Origin of the sequence: Enterobacter sp. CCUG 70166, from assembly GCF_020224095.1 — a bacterium.
In the GTDB taxonomy this organism is placed as follows: Bacteria; Pseudomonadota; Gammaproteobacteria; order Enterobacterales; family Enterobacteriaceae; genus Enterobacter; species Enterobacter intestinihominis.
Genome location: NZ_NRIQ01000011.1, coordinates 244,817 through 262,711, shown reverse-complemented (window position 1 = coordinate 262,711; position 17,895 = coordinate 244,817). Strand labels below are relative to the sequence as shown.

Genomic DNA, 17,895 nt, shown 5'->3' with positions numbered 1-17,895 from the left:
GCGTTCCTGTAGACGTAGGAACAGGTAGCGGCGCAGGAGGCGCAGCCGGATGACCTGTCGGTGCAGGCAAGGCCATCCCACCACCAGCAAATGTCCTGCTGGCACCCGGTAGAGCTTCGGAAACACCTCCCCCAATACCTTGTGTCGCCGCGCGAGCGACCTTTTGCGCCTCTTTTCTTACCGCCTCAGCAAGCGGTGTGCGACTAATTAAATTTGCTCCTGTGGCGGCTATTGTTGTGACCGCCGCAGTCATGGCTGGCGTAGGCGCAGATGACGCTCCGGACGGCGCATACGGGCTGGCAGGCTTCAAATTATTGACGCGCTTGATAGCGGCGTCCAGTTGGTTAACTTTGGCGATCGCCTTATCAATGGCCGCATCAAAGCTGTCTAACCCGTCGAGGTCAGGCAATACGTCAATTTTCGTTACGAGGTCAGCAGACGTGTCTGTCATTTTTTCACCTTGCTAAGCGCGTGCTGAACCGCGTTATCAAACTGGATAACGGCGGAAGCTCTCATTATGGAATCAAAGGAGGCGCGGCCTGACACTACGTCTGCGTAGCTTATCAGGCCGCTTTCAATCACTCGCCAGATGACGAGTTCTGTGCGGACGGCGGGGTTAAGGTTTTCAACAAGGCGCTGAACAGTTGCCGCATAGCTCCCTGCATCGTTGCCGCCGTGTCCAGACCAATATTTTTTTTTAACCCTGCGGTAACGGGCAGAATGGAGAGCTTGAGGCACTCCAGCGCCAGCAGGTAAACATCAGCGATGTTATCAGGGGTAAAGTGGAGGTTTACTTCATCCCAACTGGTCAGGAAATTGCCGCTATCCACGTCCTGAGCGCGGGATTTCTCCAGCAACGTGAAAAGCAATTCGTCGTGGTCTGCCCGGTTAAGTACGCCGAAAATCTTGGATGACATCGTCAGGATGCTTTCGACCTGGCTGATACCATGCTTAGACAGGATTTCCGCCACGCGCAGGTTAAAGTGGATCGCATCAAACGCACTCATGCGAATGATGCAATAGGCTTTCCCGTTAACCTCTACTTGCTTGATTGAGTTATCCATCAGACCACATTGACCCCGTTAATGACCGAATCCACCTCGCCTGTTACAAGCTTCCACTCCAGCGTTTGCGCACCAGCACCGTTATTTGCACCATCGGTAGGCTGGCGCGTAAACATGGCGTGGGTGAAGCGATGAACTGACATGTTACGGGTATTGGTCAGCGTTACCGGAATAACAGCTTTGGTTTTCTGCATAAGCGCCAGAGCTGTGTTAGATGGGGAATTACGCTGCGTAACGAACGTCAGCGAGCCCTCATCAGTAGGATTGTCCACAAAAGACCAGTCACCGCCGATCCCCGACGTTACCGTGACCTGGTCATCAGCCATTTCCAGTGTGATGTTACTGTCTTTCGCCAGGCCGATGACCGGAAGGATCCCCACGGTAATCAGCCAGTCTTTGGATGACATTACGCCCAAATACATAATTAAACTCCGTAGGTCATGGCTGAGCCAACAGCATCAACATGCTTAATGGCGTAGCGGAGGTAGAATTCGAACTGCACAGTGATATCACCGTTAATGCGCTGCGTGGCGCTGACCTGCTCCATAGTCGGGCGCGTTACGGTAAAGCCACGAACCAGATCGCCATCAGAATTAGTGAAGTCCAGGAGGATCCCGCCCGCATCTTTACCGGCTTGCAGGGAGCTTTCCATTTTGACGCAGACAACCTCGTAACCCGGCAGGTCATGACCAATTTTGTTACGGTTCACAAACAGCGTTGCGAGGTCTTTCTGCATGCGGTCAGCCTGCCAGAAAGCAAATCGCACGACCTCGATTGACTCACCAAAACCCGTGAGGCCGGGATACGTCACCGTGACACCAGACCCGTAGTCCTCAAACGTGTTGCCATTGAGCGCACGGATTTTCTGATAATCGGTTTCAGTGAAGTCATCTGCCTGCACTGCGTTAAGCGTCTTAAGCGCCCAGGTTTCAGAACCCGGCTGCATAACCAGACAGCGCCCAGCCAGTGCTGCATCAAGGAAGTTTTTAGGCCGCTTGGTGCTGATGGCAAACGAACCTGTCATGTTCTTATCGTGGAGATATTTGGTGATGCTGTCCGTTGCCCAGTTGGAAACGGTGTAATCATCAATAAACACGCCCATTTTATTTGGTTGTGCTTCAACCCAGTCGGCGATCGCCTTCTGCACCGACAAAATACGAACCGGCGTCATGCACATGAAAAACTTGCTGTACTGGTTTTTGATGGCCGCAATAGCAGTCGGAACAGCAGCAGCTGACGCAGTGGATTCTGCGTGTACAACTTCAGCCCCCTCCAGATAGACAATGCGCCCATCCACGGCAAAGCGCCCGGCCCCGCCAGAATCCGCCACAATATCTGTTACCGTTGTGCCGCCGCTTTTCCATGCCGTTCCGTCAAAGCTGGCACTGCGGTAATCGTTGCCTTTGATATAGCCAATGGTCGCTTTTGTAGCCGTTGGTGCACCAACAACCGGAACGCCGTTGAGCGCAATCATGGTTTTGGTGTAAACCGCCGACAAATCACCGACGACCAGGGTATCCGGCGCGGGCTTCTGTGAGAAGTACGCCTGAACCGCCAGCAGGTTATCGCCGGAAATCCCATCCGTGGCCGCGTCGTTCGCCGCGTTAGCGCCACTGTAAACGCGGTACAAATCAGTAAATTTGCTGATATCTGCGCTATCGTAATTTGAGTATTTCAGCCCAAAGAACGCCGCAGCAGGCGCAAGGATAATCCCCACGCCGAAAACCCCATATTGGGCCGCAGTCGCCTGCCGCCCAATCTTCACGCTAAAAAGCCTGCTTAAATCTGCCATTTATGCACCTTTGATGACGATCGTCACCTTGTTGCCCTTTTCCACTGTTGCGCTTTCAAGCCAGCGCTCCCGTTTGTAGTGCTGGTAAACAAATTGCAGTGACAGTGTCACCTGAGCCATTTGCTGGTAAACGAGGTTATCAATTAGCGGTGAGCTATTCTCGAAATCGCCTGAGCGGTCAATGCTGCAGTTGTTATTGAACTGCCAGAAATCACCATCGGTGCTGTCCACCTCCAGCATGAAGTTTTCCAGGAACTCCTGCGCATCGTCGGCAGAACGGATAACCAGCACGCTGGCATAACAGTTGTAGTGATACACCCGGTAATCACCATCCCACGTTTTCGCAAAGGGCTGCGGCTCCCGGCCAGAACTGAGCAGGTGAAGCGCGGTAAATGGATCCTTTGGCTCGGGTAGCTTCTGCATCGCATAGAGAGGGTTATCACCCACCAGTTGCATCAGCGCCTGGCGCAGGCGCACCAGCGCGACGTATGGCGCACCCGTCATGATTAACGCCCTGGCCTGGGTGTCAGTGGTCTTTAGCGTGCCAGGGGGAAACTTCACCACACAGCCGACCGACAGCGCGAAATCCGCGGGGATCGTAATCGCCGGGGCGCTGCCGTCAGAGAGTTCGATTGCTGTGATGAAAGCAATGTCGCTCCCGTTGTAGGGAGTGAAGAGAATATCTTTGATATTGCCGTTAGCGTTGAATGTCGCCTTTTCCGCCCGGTAATCCGGGTAAGCAACCTCCCCGCTAACGGTCATTAATTTGACCGTATAGCCTGCCATTATCCCACCAGCGCCAGCGCGTCCTGTTCTTTCATGACAAACAGCAGGTACTCATAGTGGTTAATCACGCCGTTAAGCCACTCCTGGCGCTGCACCACTTCGTAATATCTGCCACCACAGAGCACGATCGCCCCGTTATGCTCGCCCTCCTCAGTTACCAGGAGATCTGTTTCGCCGATGGCCTCCAGATAGTCATGAGGCTTACGGCCAGCCAGGTACTGCCGGAACGAGCCATTACCATCAACCGGCTGCATGCTGAGAAACGCGGTTTGCTGGTCTGTGTATTCCTGGCGGGTAATGCCTCCCACGTTCTCAGCTGGTAGAGGTTGCCAGTATTGAATTAATCGCCTCATGCGAACGCCTTATAATTAACGGTCTGAATTAGCACGCCGCTGTGTATGAGCGGTTTTGTGCTGCCTTTACGGGCAATGGTGATATCGGAGTTGGGACGGTATAGCGCGGAGTCAGCAATCGTCTTGCGGGTGATAGCGACGGCCTGAGCGCCGATTCTGGCAATAGCCTGCTGCGGAGTAATACGCCCACGCGCCACATCGCGCAAAACCTCTTTGTAGGCGTCTGTACGCATCCAGTCAGCAATGCGATCGGAAGCGAATTTCATAAACGGGCGCTCTGGTATTAATTCCCACCCCATTGCATTTTTAGTGCCGAAATTATTCCAGGCGCCATAAAGCGCCACATCGACGCCCTTATTCATTTTCCCGCGATGTATGCCAACCGTTAGTGTGACACCCGCCAGCGATTCAATACGCTGACGGATGACACGGTCAGCGCCGCGAGTTTCAAGTTTCGCGCCGCCTCTCATGAGTTAACAATTTGTAGGTTGTGCCACAGCCCGAACAAGAGCCATGATGCCTGTCTGCAAGTTGGTTTTTGCGATCGCAGCCCATCTAATCGGCTCAGCGGCGGTAAAGCGGCGGAACTCTTGTGCTTCATCTGATGCGCCCTGATAAACGTCAAATCCGGTTCCACGCTGTGCATCACATGCAGCTGCATGTTTCATGTCGAAATCCGTTTTCAGGCGACAGTCTAATTCTGTTTGCAACGCCAATATTTCAGCACCTTTAGCTTTGATGCGATTCATAAGGTCGATTTCTTCCGGCAGCAACTCACGATAGCCTGCGATTTTTCTGTGTTGGTTTTCCATAAGATCAAACTCCAAATCTAAAAGTTATAAAATAGGGTATTCATCTAACAAGACCAGTACCGTCAGTTTTAAAATGCTGAATATCGCAGCTGGCCAATCCTGATTTTCAGCATAATATCCCGTTAAGAGGCGTGACCGATAACAATGCAGCCACCGGACAGATTACCCATCGCGTCGAGGAACTCCTGCCCCCACTGCGTACCTTCCCAGCCAGCCTTTTGAGCTGCGGTGGTGAAGGTCATTGCCACCTTACCTTCACGCCTGCTGGCGACACCGCGCACGCTGGCGCTGATTCCTTCCACTGCTATCGGGGCAAGATTAGCGGCCACGTACAGCGCTTTAAGGCGGTCTGTGTCGTAACCGTATTCCGCAGCGGCCCGGAGGTCATAGAGCCGCTCACACTGAGAAGAAAGGGCGCTAATAGCGCCCCCATCTAGTGATACCCCCGGCAGCAGAATGGCTAACCATTCGTTTACCGTCATGAGATCGCCTTACTCGTCGTCGGCTACTGCCAATTCAATTTGGTCAGCATCATCGCCATTAGTTTTGCAGAACGACTCAAATTCAGCCCAATGCTCTGCCAGAAACTCACGAATGCGAATTTTTTCGTATTTCATGATTTCCCCTTACTCGTCTTCTGACTCAATGATGCCGTCATGCTCTTTGTTGAGCTTTTTGGCCTCTGCAGCTGAGATAACTTTCAGCTTCTTCTCGTCCAGGAACTGCTTAACGCCGCCGATATTCAGCGTGGATTTATCAACCTCCACCGCTTCCAGCGGGGCAACGGTAATGGTAATCACCGTTCCCTCGTCGTTTTTAGCCCCGATGTGGATCGGTGCTTCGGTGGTGTTGGTCAGGAATGCCGTTTCTTTCTCAGCCATGATTTAGATAACCTTCGAGGATTTAGCCGCAGCCAGCGGAGCGCGAACAATCACGCCAGCAGTTTTGGACAGGCAAGGGATAGACAGGTCGAGGCCTGAACGCTGGACCGGTAATTGACGGAACAGGATCGGCGTAGCCTGGGCGAAGTGACGACGGGTGTTATCCAGCGCAATGCAGATACCGTCATCATCCAGATCGGAGTTTTTGCGGAATGTGATTTCCGGGTATGACGCACGCAGGAACGACAGTACAGTACCCAGCGTACCGGACAGGCGCAGACCCTGAATGCGTGACCAGGCTTTCGACGGCATATGGAACTCATTCACCTGGTAGATTTTGGTGGAGTTAACCGCCGAAATCAGCGCTGAGGCGTCATCACAGATTTTGTCACCGTCAGCTGCAGCCCAGCCACCAGCCAGCGCCACCAGCGGGATGTTTGGATGCTCGATAAAGCCTACAATCTGGTATTCCTTGTTGCCGCGCCACAGCAGGTTGCTGACGGTACGCTCATGCGCTTCGCGGGTATTCAGCGCCAGGATGTTATCAAGCGGCGTGCCGGACATCGCCGCCGCCAGAACGTCAGAGTAGGTGTAACCGTAGCCCAGGCCAATGTCGTACATCAGCGCGAAGAACTCGCGGCCTTTGGCGCTCATCATCGGCATATCAGTGCCGTAAGCAGCCATGATTTTAGCCATGCCTGCGGCGGAGTACATGCGATAACCTGCCCACTTCGCCCCTTCACTGATGCCAGGCTCCTGCGCAAACATGGTCAGCGCCACAGGTGCAGGCATTTCTTCCATGTAAACGTCATTGGACATGGAAATCAGGTCGCGGGCGAAAATCAGCCCCTGCTCATCCGTGTTGAGGTTCGGAATGGAGCCGCCCGCCTGCGCTTCCGCCAGCAGCTGCTGCATCATTTGAGCAATTAATTTCTCGTTCATTGGTTTTTATTCCCTGTTAGCTGACGGTAATCACAGCAGTGTCAGTAAAGCCGCCATCATCGGTCTTAACGGTGATGGTTGCGGTCTGCGCTGCAGTTGCGCCAGCAGCGACAGTAACCAGACCGTTGGCATCAACCGTGGCAACGTTGGCATTGCTGGACTGGTAGGTAACGCCTTTATTGGTTGCACCGGACGGGCTGATGGTTGCCGTCAGTTGCTGAGTGCCACCAGCCGCTTTAGAAGCGGTTTTCGGTGCTAAGGCCACGCCAGTCACTGGTGTGTCATGCGGGTATCCCGCTGCCAGCGAATCACCGTCAGTGACCATTACGATCGCAGTGCCGCCACGCTGAACAGGTGTCTCAAAGCGGAAACGGCTCTTGTCACTGGTGCCAGCGACACCCCACTCCATGTAACCAGTGGTAGTGTTGCGGCCTTTTGGCACAGCCAGGTCGCCAACTTTCGGAGATTCACCGGATTTAACTGCAACGCGGATCGGCCCCTCTTCCACAATGCCAATAGGACAGTTGACAGTGACAACACCAATTTTGACGTTACTGCCAAAGCCCGGCATGGCTGGCATGTTGGAATGTGCGCCAACGGCAATGCCGATCGCATCAGTAGCCGCGCCGTTGTTCGGCAGTGCAACAACAGTCGAATCGTTGCCGGAGGTCAGCTTGACAGCGTCACCCGGCGCAACATCACCGCCAGCACGGTGTGAGGAAACGCGGGCAGACGAACGGAAAGACGGCAGTACAGCCAGGTCGCCCGGCAAACCTGCGTCAAAGTCGTTTTTAATGGTCAGCTGCATTATTTATCGCCCTGTTTTTTATGGCCGAAGGTGCGAGCCTGATAGTTCAGGTGCGCAGAGTTAGCGCCTGAGCCCTGCTCATCGTTGTTAGGGGTGCGCGGGTTACGCGGGGTTTGTTCGAATTTCTTACCGCACGCCACCAGCGCCATAGACAGAGCAACATCAGTCTGTTCGTCGCTCCAGCCGTCCATGTTTACTTCGGGGTGGGCTTTCTTGATGATGGCTTGCTTAACCAGGTTGATATCACCCAGGCTATCGGTATTGATGTTCAGGCGCTTTGCCGCTTCTTTAAGCTGATGCTCCTGACGGCCGTCAGCTACGCCGCGGTCATAGGCTTCGCCGTTGGCTGAGTCCATATTGACAATGCGGTTATTGGCCTTAATCAAATCACCACGCGCGGTGCTAAGTTCACCAGTCAGCGTCTGATTTTTCGCTTTTAGTGTTTCAATTTCGGCTAACGCCTCTTCTAATTCCATTGGTTCACCATCCAGATTGAAAGTCGCTGTTTTAACTCTTGGGTTACGAACGATGCTTAGGTGGTTGTAATTAATCCCCTTTTGCGCCGTGTCGTACTCTTGCCCGTCAGGAGATCGCCCCGTTACTTTGGGTTTTTCGTCACACTGATAACCCGCCGACGCGCCCCGCAATGTCTTATCCTGCTGAATCAACCGGATAGACTTTTCGTCCTGAACCAAAGCGCGTGCAAAAAGCTCGTCGCCCTGACGCATGACGGCGGTGACAACCCCGGCAGCAACGGAACGGTAATTTTTGGAAGTAACCAGACCATTGCGCGGATGTGACACCGTCACAGGCTTGCCAATTAAGGTATTCATTGAGTCCTGGTTAAACAATTCATCGGCTGAGCGGTACTCTTTAGCCGTGAATGCATCACCGCGTTTGCGGTCATAAACCAGCACGCCCGGACGGGCGATCGGGATATCAATCTGGAGATAACCCTCGGGGGTTATCGTCCATTGTCTGATTGCGTCATTGTTGACTGGGGTTTCTTGCTGCAATTTCTTTCTCCGCGTCTGCTACATCCGACGCAGAGAACAACCATTCAGGGAAGCAACGGCAACCGTGAGGCTGGCCGGGGTTTCCGTCTCGTGGCGGTCTGGTCGGCGTATAGGCCTGTCCTTCCCGCACAACATGCAGTTTTCGCTCTCGCTCGTCTAACATCCCGCGCCAGCGGTAATATTTCATCCCGGCAACGCGGGCGTTGGCTTCCTCCAGATTCCAGGCCTGATTACCAATCTCATTGCGGGCGACGTTGCGGGCTCGTCTCCAGGGAATCTCCATTTCGTCAGCAAGTTTGTTGGCGATATCGTCAACGCCCCGGCCCTCACGCAGCCCCTGCTGCATGGTCTTGATGCCGCGCTGCAATGCCTCTTCGCTGACGTTCTGCATTCTCCCCATGCTGGCATCCAGCCAGTCAGAGGTTTGCTGCAACAGCTTTTTATCACCGTCGTAGATATCAATGGATATCAGGTCAGCCATGCTCTCATGCGGCAACGTGATGCCGGGGGCGAGATCCACATCAGCAGCGGCGCGGATAATCAGCCTGAAATCGTCAACGGCTGAGTTGAGCACCTGCGTGCTGGCGGCGTCCATTGCGGCCAGCGACGGCGCTGCGCTGGCCTCGCGCATGGTTTCGGTAAGTGACAGAAGTTGCTTTGATACCGCCCCGGCTGTGTCTGCCGTTGCCGCTGCGCCCGTTTTCAGGTCGATAAGCGGCACGCCGTCAACGCGGAAACGTTCGTAATAGGTTTCGTAATAAGCGTCGGTAAAACCAAACTTACCGTTGACGATCGCCGCCTGCACGTCATCGGCGGTTTTGTTGATGGCGCGGATAAAAGCATCAGGCGTGGTGTTATTGGCCCTTGATACGGCTTTTGCCAGGCTGATAGCCGATTGCCTGCGCACCTCGCTGATTGCGTAAGCCGGTACTGCGCCGAACTCGCCATCTTTCAGCAGCGCGGGAATAGCCCGAAGGAAAAGCGCCGAATCCGGCGCAATCTCCATCGCAACGGCTTGGATAATGGATTCCTGCTTTGCGCGGGTCAGCTTCGAGAAGTTTCTCCCCATCTGCTGACGAATATAAACGCGCACTTTTTTAACCGTTGCCGCTGTGACCAGCTCACCCAGCAGGTCATCCGCTGAAATATCCCGACCGTCAGCCGCGTCAGTATTCACGACCGCACCGGATTTCCCGATCGCGCGGTACGTCTTTAAACAGGCATCACGAACCCATTTACCGTATTGCCGGGCGCTGTCACCCAGGCGCTGAGCGTAGACCGACTCGATCGCCAGCGGATAACCCGCGTCATACCGTGGCTCACTCTTTGCCATTGTTGGCCTCGCTCTGGCTCTCTTTGGTGCCGCCCTGGTTCGATTTATCCTGATTCTGGTCTGAATCGTCGTCATTCTGGTCATCTATGGTGCCAGTGGCGGGCGCTTTGGTAGACAGCAGGACGACAGCCCCGGTTTCCTGCGCCGTCGCCCGCGCCTCTTCACTAGTCACGGCCCGCATGTTGTAGTAAAGCTGCACCGTCTCAGCGACTTTCTTATCCCGCTCAACTTCACGGTCAATCTGCCCCTGGCTCTTGTTCGGCACGAACTCAGCCCGGATACCCAGGTAGCGCAGCGCCAGCTTTTTCAGCGCCGGAATAATGTCATTGGTGGTGATGTGCGAAACCAGATTCTGCCATTGCGCGTCTGCGCTGGTATCGCTATTCGAGAGCCCGCCCTTACGTTCTGCCAGCATTGCGATCGGGAAACCTGTTTCGGCGCAGACCAGTTTTATAGCCATATCTACCAGGTCAGCCGTTCCGGTCATGACGGTCTGTAGGCGCTCGATAGACTCGTCTTTATCCACTGCAATCATATCGTTCAGGTGACGAGTGGCAGCGATGCCACCAATGCGCCGGGCGACTTGCGCTTCACCTTTCGCGGTTTTTAAATCCTCCGCCAGCTCCTCTTTTTTGTAGATATCCTGCACCGACAGCGAGAGGATGCTGATTATCAGCTCATGCGACAGCCCCAGCCGCTGCAATGAGGCGTACGGCTTGCTTAGCAGCGGCGCACCAAACTCAATACCGGCGCACGCATAGATTGGCTGGTACTCCGGATCGCCGAACAGAATAGAATCCTCCTGTTCAATGAATACCTCGCCGCCGATAGGACTCCGTAACTGGATGCGCCAGCCCTCCGGCAGGCCGAACAGCGGAGAGTTATAATCGGTGAACCAGTCATTAGATGGGGTAATCCAGTTTGCGCCGTGGCTACGCACCCACTCGTCACCCATGACCAGAACAGACCAGCCCATATGACGCTTTAAGACAACAGCCTTTTCAACGCACTGCCACACCCGCATATCACCAAACAGGTCTTTAATTTTCTCAGCATCATCCGGGTTATCAGTGACCACCGTGAACTGGTTCAGCATGGCCGCAGCAACTGGCTCAGTGATAATACGCCAGCCAATGCCGGACGTTTCCGCCGCCATAGCCGCCACCAGCGGTATCATCCCCTCAGCAGAACGGGCTTTCATGCGGTTTGCTGTTGGCGACCCCATCCCGGCAGCGCCCTGCGAAAGACCGCCCGCCGCAACGCTGGTCATCATGCTTACGTAGCCGTCATGGTTGTACTGCGCGGGCATCACGCCCTCTTTGGTCAGGATCCCCTCTACGGGAATCAGGCTTGTTTTACTCGTCATTGGATAATTCCTGATTTCATGCGTACCAGATGCGGGAAAATGGCGTCGGCGTAGTCCGTAGACACACCCAGCCGCTGCTTAACTTTCTTCTTGGCTTCAATTTTAATTTTGTCCTCCGGCGTGGTTTCCCACATAACGCCGGTGGAGTCAGACAGAATGCGATCGAGATAGCGGCGCGGAATGTCGCTGGAAATAGCGAACAGGCCATCAGGCGGTTTAATGTCGGTATCCAGCCAACGCACTGTGTCATTGACGGCATCACGATAAGCCCACCACGCCTGGGCGCGAAGGTTCTCAAACGTGTCTCCGTTTGGCCTGCCGCCTCGATAGCGGGATGACTTACGCAATACCTCGCCCTGGGCGACGAACTTACGGAATTCAATCTCAGAATCGTCATATTTGTTCAGCTCACCCTTAACGCCGGAACCCACACCCACAGAGTCATAAATCAGTACCGCGCAACCTTCCTCTGTAGCCAGTTTGAGCGCCTGTTGTGCCAACTGCACGGTATCACGCGCTTTGAGGCGCTCTATTCGGTAAAGAAAACGCCCGTCAAAGAACGCCAGCACAGAATCATCATCACCATCATCGGCAACGTCGAGAATCGCCGTTTTAACACCCGTGCGACATGCTTTCGCAAGGCGTGAATCCGGCTTAACAACCAGTCTTTCAAGATGACCGCGATTAACTACCGCGCCGGGCAGGTCATTAACCGGTACGCCATTCCATATGTTGTCGTAACGGTCTGGGTAATATTTCAGGGTATAGAGGCGCTCTTTATCCAGCGTCGAGTTAAAGAATGGGTTGTGGTACCAGTTCACCTCTTCAACAAACCAGTCTTCCTCAGCGTTAAGCACAAACCTGACGTAGGTTTCATCCCAGGCAAACGCAGGGTTAAAGGTAATCCACAGTTCCGCACCTTCACGGCGCAGTGTCGGTGACAGGGTTTCCCATGCCTCAGCAGAAATAGCGTGCGCCTCTTCCACCCAACAAATGTCGATGCCCTCAATGGACTTGATGCTGTCCAGGTTCGACTGAAACCCCAGAAAACGGAACTCAGCACCGGATTTAGCCTTGATGCTGTTCTGCGTTACCGTGAACTCAGATTCATAACCCAGGCGACGGATCGTATCTGCCAGCAACTTGTGTGATGACGCGTCGATAGACTTTTGCACCCGGCGCAAACACAGTACACGCAAGTCATAACGCACAGTCAGCTCAATAAGCGCCTCAGCAATGCGCCACGACTTACTTGAACCACGGCCACCGCGCAGACATTTGACGCGGTGCGGCTTCGTGGTCAATGCACGCATAGTGCGCCGCCACTCGGCCATTTTCTTTTTTTCGCTTAGCCAGTAACTTCGACGCTCTAAATCCTGTTCTGGTGCAGCCTCAATCGCCGTCATCGTCACCTATATCCCTGTAAATTTCGGTCAGAGTTTCACGCGCAATGCGTTTGCCCTCGTCTGAAATCGGCTTGCTGACATCCACTCCGGCCAGCGTTAGTATCCGCGCAGCCAGGTTCGACTTATCCAGCCCTTCCACCTGCCAGCCGTGCTTGGTTCGCTTTATGTTTTTTACGGCTCTTGTGTCGATAGCTGCCACACGGCTGCGGAATACCTCCGGCTCTAACCTTTGTTTTTCCAGCGCCTGCAATTCCAGCATTACCGTTGCAGCATCTGGCGCACGGAACCGGGCTGACAGGTCAATCAATGCCTCCTGCCGACCAACAATGTCTTTGGCAATAATGTGCTTTCGGTAAACGCTGACGGCCTGCTGTATTTCGTTGTCTTTGAGCAACTTTTCAGCCTGGAAATCATCATTAAAACCCTTGTAGTCTCTGCTCCGTGATTTGGCATAGCTGAACCCCGGCGCTTCGCGCTCTTCGGCCACCAGCTTTGCAAATGAGTCATCTCGCTTACTTATCTTTATGGTCACAACGCCCCCTTTGTGAGGCTTGAAGCGTATCGGGGAAATGGGAGGATCAAAAACAGCGTTACCGCTGGCATGTAGTACAAATAAAAAAAAGCCACTCCGGGGGCGGAATGGCTCAACATCACAAAGAGTAAAGCAATGGCTGTATCAACAAAGCAAAGGTAAAGACCGATGACAGCAAACGGTAGTTCGCAACCGCCTGCTACGGGAAGGGATTATGCTGATTTGCTAGAAAGACAACAAAATTAGGCGTGAGCGGTACTCTTTCTTAAGGCGATCTCTTTTACCGCCTGGCTTACTTCGCTTGCGCTGAAAAGCCATTCACCAAAGCAACACCGACAATTGAATAAATCATTGATATGGAAAGCAACACCGTCCAACGCGACATGCTCAGGGTTTACCCACCAGATATCACCATCAGTAGATAAACACCTCAACCTAAAGTAACGCATACCCCCAATGCGCGCGCCCCTTCGCTCTCTGCGCCATGATTCGTTACCCGCCAACGCAGCGCCTGCACACTCCGCAGCCCACCGCTTGGTTATTTTCGCTTCCCCTGCTGAATTCACCTTAATGACTGCATAAGCCGGTGTTTTCACTTTTCTATCCCTGCCATTCGCTGATTTGCTTGATTCTAATTTGTAGTTCAAATAAGATCTATAAAGGTGCTCAAAACACCTTTGCAAAGCGGCATTTCACCCTGTCAGCGTGATTTTTTTGTACCCAGAATTTATGCTCTGGTGGCTCTTGCCATATGAGTGCTGAATTATGGGGTGGAGTGCGACGAATAGCAGGCCTCTCCGTCTGTAATAAGTCCGCCGACTTTGCACGGTTTTGAGCTCCACCCCGCCCATCTCAAAAGTGGGCTTCAGACTCATGCAAAGGAGCACCCCAAATGGCTACATTATTATCCATTCCAGACGCAGCCGAACTTCTGGCACACACTATCACCGCTTTAAAAGCTGCTGGCTATGCCAGTGCCGCAATGATTCCCGCCGCTAAAAAGCCCTCAAATCAGGGTGAAAATCAGGAAGTGCATCAGCCCCTCACTGCCCCTGAGGTTTATGTCGCCCCCGGCAAGCAATACGCCAACGTTAACGAAGCGCTGGCGCACATGATTCACGATCTGAAAAATCCACAACGCGACAGCTACAACGAAACACTGGATTTTACCCATGCTAGCCTGGCGCAGATGCTGGATATGCTGCGTGACCCGATTTATCAGCATGGCCTGATGCTTAGACAAGAGTTTGAGAAAGGCGACGAGCTGCCGCTGGCGATGGTGACTACCTTCCTGCATATCCCGACCAACACAGAAGTGTCGTTCCGTCTCCCGGCTTACATGAAAGAAGATAAGCGCCTGGATGAATGCCAGAAGGTTGGCGCGACGTTCACCTATTTCCGCCGCTATGGTCTGCGCCAGGCTCTGGACATCACTGATGGTGATGACGATATCGACCAGGCCAGCCGCAAGCAGGAGCGCCGGAAAGCGCGTGCGCTCAACACCAGCCGCGAATGGAAACCGACCACCAGCGCACGCACCAAACCAGAGGCGATCCTCAACATGCTGGTTGCCGCTGGAGAGTTTACCGGGGCCGCTATCATCGCCCAGGCGAAAGCGCGTAATCCATTCCTGCGCACTCCTGCTGAAGTCGCAGAGGACACAATCACCCGTCTCGATGGGCTGAAAAGTGATGCAGAGCAGGCGCGGGATATCGTCCTGCGTTACGGGCTTACGGATGTTCACTGGCAGGGCTTTTATCAGGATGCCGGGCAGTTCAGGGTTGATGGTGATGACCTTATCGACATCAGTACGGGCCAGCACGTCAGCGCTGAAACAGCGATGGATATTGCCGAATCCCTGACAACAGTGGCGCTGTCCACCGCTGATAACAGTAACGTATACGACTCCTGTGACCGAATCATTCCTCCTCGCACGTTTGTTCCTGACTGCACACCGCTCAGTGAAGATGAAGAGGCATTTGTGCGGGTTATTGAGGAAGGCCATGAAGATGAAATTACAGAAATAGCCATGCAGCTGATGGAATCTCATGTTAACGCTGGCCTCAACATGCGTGAGGTTCATAATGACACCAGTTACCATCGCCGCAACTGGCATAACGCCTGCCGCGAGTTCTACACCCTTTCTCTGATGAAAGGAAATGCAAGTTTTGAGGCACTGGCAAAGCCTGAGATGACGATCGCGCACGAACTGGCTGACGATATTGATTCCGACGAACCTGTCAATGATGCCGACCAGATGTCGCAGAAAGCGGCTATCGCCATTGAGATTGCACGCGGCAACGCCAGCACTGACACAAAGCTCCAGCAACTTCATGAAATTGCCAGCCGCTGCGACGTCTATACAGCCGGATACGTGGATACGCTAATCCTCTATGTGGAGACTGACGAGCTCTCCAGTGAGTTTCCTGTGTACGTTCCTGAATCAGACATGCCTTACTAACATGTGGGGTAAAGGTCATGAAAACTGCACAGGAAAAGTTACAGCGTCACTTTGAAAAACAACGTGAGTATCAGGTACGGGCAATCACCCGCCAGCGAGAGAAGCAGGCAGACCCGGAATGGCGTGCCGAGCAGTATGAAAAGCAGCACGAGCGGCAAATTAAAAGCGCTGAACGGGCAAAAAATAAACCCATTAAATGTCGCGGGTTGAAAGGTAGGACTCCTACCGCAGCGGAACGACACGTTATGGGTAAAATCGGATCCCTTCCCTGCATTGCCTGTTATGTACATGGTGTGACGAATGATAATGCAACGATTCATCATATTGACGGCAGGACAGCAGACGGCGCTCACGCTTATATACTCTCGTTATGTGACTGTCACCACCAGCACGCAGCTCCAGCGGCAGTGCGCGCCATTTATCCATGGCTGGTTCCTGTTCATGCTGACGGCACCTGCGGCGGTAAAGCTGAATTTGAAGCGCTAAATGGCACCCAGGAGCACCTCTACGCGCTTTGCCTTGAAATGATAGCCTGAAACCTCTGCCATAGCCGCCAGCACTACCTGGCGGCGTTACCGCTCGTCCGTTTACTGTATGCACTATCCTCCATCGCTTTTAATCGCACCTGACATTTATTTATGAGGTGCTTATGTCCGAAAACAACTATGGCGCGATGATGATGAAGTCTGATGTTGGTGCAGCAGATGACATTAACGCGATTTTACAACCGGGTATCTATTTAATTCCCCCTTCGAACTCATCCTCACCTGACAGTCAAGGCGGAGCGCTCACCGTTCACTCAGGATCTCCACTCCGCCGAACATTTACCAGTGATGCTTTGATATGCCTGGTATCTACATGGAACGGAAATACATGGACTGGTTGGCAAGGCCCCTTGGCAAAAGAGCGTAACCTTGCTGATTTACCTAATCCGGCACTGGCACGACAAAACCTCGAATTAGGCGCTTTTCACACTGATAGCAATTTCACCAGCGTTTCCGCTCCCAACGGTGGGGTATTTTTTTACATCACGCCAGACGGTCACTGGGGAGTGCAGGATTCGGCGGGTAACCCATTGCCATTAGCGCTTGCCAATGGTGGAACTGGAGCAAATACCCTGTTGGGCGCAAGGGTGAAATTAGAGATTGCGTCTTTTGGCGGCGACGGGACGCTCACCACCATGTCCTCACCTGATGGAAAAGTTTATTTATACATTGATGACGATGGACACTGGGGAGTTCAGGACTCCGCAGGTAACCCCTTACCTTTAGCTATTGCCAACGGAGGGACGGGGGCAAATACACTGCTCGGTGCAAGGGTGCAACTTGGGGTGGCTAATTTTGGCTCAGATGAAAACAGATCGACAATGTCCGCGCCTGGTGCGCCAGCTTTTATTTTCATAGATAAGCATGGTGATTGGGGGGTGCTTGATTCAACCGGAAAAGTTATCCCTCTGCCATTATCGCGGGGCGGTCTGGGGGCCACAGACGCTGCTGGCGGAAGAACTGCATTAGAGCTTGGATCTGCTGCGACCAAATATGTAGGAACAAGCGCAGGGCAATTGCCTGACATGAGCGCTTTTCCGGTATCAGCAGTAGCTAAGGGTTATGAGCGCCAGCCAAATGGCCTGCTGAGACAATGGGGAACTATAACTATCCCGGCCGCAAATGGTAATGCCGATGTCGGCATTGACTCCTTTGCTATTCAATTCCCGAACGGCGTGTTGAACTGCCGCGTGAATGGCACTTCAACGCTGACCGACACTCCCTGCTTTGCTTCAGCGGAAGCTATAGACAGGAATCAGATTCGAATTAAGGCCGTCGCTGTAAATCTGACAAACAAAACTATAACCCAGGGTATGGCCGTGAGCGTCGCCTGGGAAGCTATTGGAGCTTAACAATGAAAGAATTTATCTACAGCGCAAAAAATAATGCTTTCTATCCTGTTGATATGTTTTCTGATTACGAGGCCGCAGGAACATGGCCTGATGATGGTAAAGAGGTTGACAGAGAGTTGTTTGTTGAATTTACATGCGCCACTCCCGCTGGGAAAGTTCGTCAACCTGGACCTGATGGGTTGCCTGTTTGGGCTGACTTACCGACAGTGACGATGCCTGAGCTTATTGCGCTGGTCGAAGCAAAGCGCCAGCAGTTGCTTTTTGAAGTTGACACAGTAACGGCAGACTGGAGAACTGAGCTGGCACTGGGCGATATCAGCGATGAGGATCGCGAAAAACTCTCAGCGTGGATGGCCTATAAACGGCTAGTTAAATCTATCAGCGGTGAGTCAGCCCTTGCTGAAGATTTTGCGTGGCCACCCCAACCTGACAACTAAACATATTGA

The 17,895-nt window shown here is 53.3% G+C and carries 22 protein-coding genes and 1 pseudogene; 4 read left to right on the top strand and 19 right to left on the bottom strand.

Translation table 11 applies throughout. The features are described from left to right. The 19 genes and pseudogenes from CKK19_RS06345 to CKK19_RS06260 form a co-directional block, all read right to left on the bottom strand. Positions 1-451 (bottom strand): annotated as a pseudogene (locus tag CKK19_RS06345) (tail tape measure protein); the annotation flags it as partial. A 127-nt stretch (positions 452-578) separates the two neighbouring features. Further along, complete coding sequence (locus tag CKK19_RS06340) at positions 579-1,064, bottom strand: phage tail assembly chaperone (protein WP_180258305.1); 486 nt, start codon at positions 1,062-1,064, stop codon at positions 579-581. Continuing rightward, positions 1,064-1,486 carry a phage protein gene (locus tag CKK19_RS06335; protein ID WP_047352932.1) on the bottom strand — a complete coding sequence of 141 codons (423 nt, stop codon included), beginning with the start codon at positions 1,484-1,486 and terminating at the stop codon, positions 1,064-1,066. Before CKK19_RS06335 ends, CKK19_RS06340 begins: the two co-directional genes overlap by 1 nt. A gap of 2 nt (positions 1,487-1,488) precedes the next feature. Continuing rightward, positions 1,489-2,856: a DUF3383 family protein gene (locus CKK19_RS06330; RefSeq protein WP_047352933.1), complete on the bottom strand. Its 1,368-nt coding sequence runs from the start codon at positions 2,854-2,856 to the stop codon at positions 1,489-1,491. Then, positions 2,857-3,642: a hypothetical protein gene (locus tag CKK19_RS06325; protein ID WP_047352934.1), complete on the bottom strand. Its 786-nt coding sequence runs from the start codon at positions 3,640-3,642 to the stop codon at positions 2,857-2,859. After that, the gene (locus CKK19_RS06320; protein ID WP_047352935.1) at positions 3,642-3,995 is read right to left on the bottom strand and encodes a hypothetical protein; all 354 of its coding nucleotides are present in this window, start codon (positions 3,993-3,995) and stop codon (positions 3,642-3,644) included. The genes CKK19_RS06325 and CKK19_RS06320 overlap by 1 nt, the downstream gene beginning before the upstream one ends. Next, positions 3,992-4,261 carry a hypothetical protein gene (locus tag CKK19_RS06315; RefSeq protein WP_225455076.1) on the bottom strand — a complete coding sequence of 90 codons (270 nt, stop codon included), beginning with the start codon at positions 4,259-4,261 and terminating at the stop codon, positions 3,992-3,994. Before CKK19_RS06315 ends, CKK19_RS06320 begins: the two co-directional genes overlap by 4 nt. A gap of 207 nt (positions 4,262-4,468) precedes the next feature. Continuing rightward, positions 4,469-4,807: a hypothetical protein gene (locus tag CKK19_RS06310; protein ID WP_225455075.1), complete on the bottom strand. Its 339-nt coding sequence runs from the start codon at positions 4,805-4,807 to the stop codon at positions 4,469-4,471. 122 nt (positions 4,808-4,929) lie between these two features. After that, entirely contained in the window at positions 4,930-5,289 is a 360-nt protein-coding gene (locus tag CKK19_RS06305) for a DUF4054 domain-containing protein (RefSeq protein WP_150317084.1), read from the bottom strand. Between the two features lie 9 nt (positions 5,290-5,298). Further along, positions 5,299-5,424: a hypothetical protein gene (locus CKK19_RS25325; RefSeq protein WP_263857315.1), complete on the bottom strand. Its 126-nt coding sequence runs from the start codon at positions 5,422-5,424 to the stop codon at positions 5,299-5,301. Positions 5,425-5,433: 9 nt separating this feature from the next. Next, complete coding sequence (locus CKK19_RS06300) at positions 5,434-5,688, bottom strand: hypothetical protein (protein WP_182382114.1); 255 nt, start codon at positions 5,686-5,688, stop codon at positions 5,434-5,436. Between the two features lie 3 nt (positions 5,689-5,691). Beyond that, the gene (locus tag CKK19_RS06295) at positions 5,692-6,630 is read right to left on the bottom strand and encodes a major capsid family protein (protein WP_047352940.1); all 939 of its coding nucleotides are present in this window, start codon (positions 6,628-6,630) and stop codon (positions 5,692-5,694) included. A gap of 16 nt (positions 6,631-6,646) precedes the next feature. Further along, positions 6,647-7,438, bottom strand: coding sequence for an Ig-like domain-containing protein (locus CKK19_RS06290; RefSeq protein ID WP_047352941.1), 792 nt, complete (start codon positions 7,436-7,438; stop codon positions 6,647-6,649). Further along, on the bottom strand, positions 7,438-8,454 hold the full coding sequence (locus CKK19_RS06285) for a DUF2213 domain-containing protein (protein WP_047352942.1): 1,017 nt from the start codon (positions 8,452-8,454) through the stop codon (positions 7,438-7,440). The genes CKK19_RS06290 and CKK19_RS06285 overlap by 1 nt, the downstream gene beginning before the upstream one ends. Further along, complete coding sequence (locus CKK19_RS06280) at positions 8,426-9,787, bottom strand: phage minor head protein (RefSeq protein WP_225455074.1); 1,362 nt, start codon at positions 9,785-9,787, stop codon at positions 8,426-8,428. Before CKK19_RS06280 ends, CKK19_RS06285 begins: the two co-directional genes overlap by 29 nt. Beyond that, entirely contained in the window at positions 9,774-11,153 is a 1,380-nt protein-coding gene (locus tag CKK19_RS06275) for an anti-CBASS protein Acb1 family protein (RefSeq protein ID WP_182382112.1), read from the bottom strand. The genes CKK19_RS06280 and CKK19_RS06275 overlap by 14 nt, the downstream gene beginning before the upstream one ends. Next, positions 11,150-12,559, bottom strand: a complete 1,410-nt coding sequence (locus tag CKK19_RS06270; RefSeq protein ID WP_225455073.1) for a PBSX family phage terminase large subunit — start codon at positions 12,557-12,559, stop codon at positions 11,150-11,152. The genes CKK19_RS06275 and CKK19_RS06270 overlap by 4 nt, the downstream gene beginning before the upstream one ends. Then, positions 12,546-13,091 carry a hypothetical protein gene (locus CKK19_RS06265; protein ID WP_225455072.1) on the bottom strand — a complete coding sequence of 182 codons (546 nt, stop codon included), beginning with the start codon at positions 13,089-13,091 and terminating at the stop codon, positions 12,546-12,548. The genes CKK19_RS06270 and CKK19_RS06265 overlap by 14 nt, the downstream gene beginning before the upstream one ends. Positions 13,092-13,333: 242 nt before the next feature. Then, complete coding sequence (locus tag CKK19_RS06260) at positions 13,334-13,687, bottom strand: hypothetical protein (RefSeq protein ID WP_150317089.1); 354 nt, start codon at positions 13,685-13,687, stop codon at positions 13,334-13,336. Positions 13,688-13,983: 296 nt separating this feature from the next. On the opposite strand from CKK19_RS06260, the gene CKK19_RS06255 reads away from it, so the two are divergent. From CKK19_RS06255 to CKK19_RS06240, 4 genes are all read left to right on the top strand, one after another. Further along, positions 13,984-15,552 carry an ERF family protein gene (locus tag CKK19_RS06255; RefSeq protein ID WP_225455071.1) on the top strand — a complete coding sequence of 523 codons (1,569 nt, stop codon included), beginning with the start codon at positions 13,984-13,986 and terminating at the stop codon, positions 15,550-15,552. Positions 15,553-15,569: 17 nt separating this feature from the next. Then, a complete protein-coding gene (locus CKK19_RS06250) occupies positions 15,570-16,088 on the top strand; it encodes a Ref family recombination enhancement nuclease (protein ID WP_225455070.1) in 519 nt (172 codons plus the stop codon). A 113-nt stretch (positions 16,089-16,201) separates the two neighbouring features. Further along, positions 16,202-17,449 (top strand): hypothetical protein, encoded by a 1,248-nt coding sequence (locus tag CKK19_RS06245; protein ID WP_225455069.1) that lies wholly within the window; start codon positions 16,202-16,204, stop codon positions 17,447-17,449. A gap of 2 nt (positions 17,450-17,451) precedes the next feature. Beyond that, the gene (locus CKK19_RS06240) at positions 17,452-17,886 is read left to right on the top strand and encodes a tail fiber assembly protein (protein WP_225455068.1); all 435 of its coding nucleotides are present in this window, start codon (positions 17,452-17,454) and stop codon (positions 17,884-17,886) included. Positions 17,887-17,895: the final 9 nt, after the last annotated feature.

Excerpts from the sequence above, each read along its gene's own strand:
- CKK19_RS06320 (WP_047352935.1), bottom strand. The coding sequence starts at position 3,995 with ATGAGGCGATTAATTCAATACTGGCAACCTCTACCAGCTGAGAACGTG.
- CKK19_RS06340 (WP_180258305.1), bottom strand. The coding sequence starts at position 1,064 with ATGGATAACTCAATCAAGCAAGTAGAGGTTAACGGGAAAGCCTATTGC.
- CKK19_RS06305 (WP_150317084.1), bottom strand. The coding sequence starts at position 5,289 with ATGACGGTAAACGAATGGTTAGCCATTCTGCTGCCGGGGGTATCACTA.
- CKK19_RS06255 (WP_225455071.1), top strand. The coding sequence starts at position 13,984 with ATGGCTACATTATTATCCATTCCAGACGCAGCCGAACTTCTGGCACAC.
- CKK19_RS06310 (WP_225455075.1), bottom strand. The coding sequence starts at position 4,807 with ATGGAAAACCAACACAGAAAAATCGCAGGCTATCGTGAGTTGCTGCCG.
- CKK19_RS06250 (WP_225455070.1), top strand. The coding sequence starts at position 15,570 with ATGAAAACTGCACAGGAAAAGTTACAGCGTCACTTTGAAAAACAACGT.
- CKK19_RS25325 (WP_263857315.1), bottom strand. The coding sequence starts at position 5,424 with ATGAAATACGAAAAAATTCGCATTCGTGAGTTTCTGGCAGAGCATTGG.
- CKK19_RS06295 (WP_047352940.1), bottom strand. The coding sequence starts at position 6,630 with ATGAACGAGAAATTAATTGCTCAAATGATGCAGCAGCTGCTGGCGGAA.
- CKK19_RS06325 (WP_047352934.1), bottom strand. The coding sequence starts at position 3,642 with ATGGCAGGCTATACGGTCAAATTAATGACCGTTAGCGGGGAGGTTGCT.
- CKK19_RS06280 (WP_225455074.1), bottom strand. The coding sequence starts at position 9,787 with ATGGCAAAGAGTGAGCCACGGTATGACGCGGGTTATCCGCTGGCGATC.
- CKK19_RS06245 (WP_225455069.1), top strand. The coding sequence starts at position 16,202 with ATGTCCGAAAACAACTATGGCGCGATGATGATGAAGTCTGATGTTGGT.
- CKK19_RS06335 (WP_047352932.1), bottom strand. The coding sequence starts at position 1,486 with ATGTATTTGGGCGTAATGTCATCCAAAGACTGGCTGATTACCGTGGGG.
- CKK19_RS06275 (WP_182382112.1), bottom strand. The coding sequence starts at position 11,153 with ATGACGAGTAAAACAAGCCTGATTCCCGTAGAGGGGATCCTGACCAAA.
- CKK19_RS06315 (WP_225455076.1), bottom strand. The coding sequence starts at position 4,261 with ATGAAATTCGCTTCCGATCGCATTGCTGACTGGATGCGTACAGACGCC.
- CKK19_RS06290 (WP_047352941.1), bottom strand. The coding sequence starts at position 7,438 with ATGCAGCTGACCATTAAAAACGACTTTGACGCAGGTTTGCCGGGCGAC.
- CKK19_RS06270 (WP_225455073.1), bottom strand. The coding sequence starts at position 12,559 with ATGACGGCGATTGAGGCTGCACCAGAACAGGATTTAGAGCGTCGAAGT.
- CKK19_RS06300 (WP_182382114.1), bottom strand. The coding sequence starts at position 5,688 with ATGGCTGAGAAAGAAACGGCATTCCTGACCAACACCACCGAAGCACCG.
- CKK19_RS06330 (WP_047352933.1), bottom strand. The coding sequence starts at position 2,856 with ATGGCAGATTTAAGCAGGCTTTTTAGCGTGAAGATTGGGCGGCAGGCG.
- CKK19_RS06240 (WP_225455068.1), top strand. The coding sequence starts at position 17,452 with ATGAAAGAATTTATCTACAGCGCAAAAAATAATGCTTTCTATCCTGTT.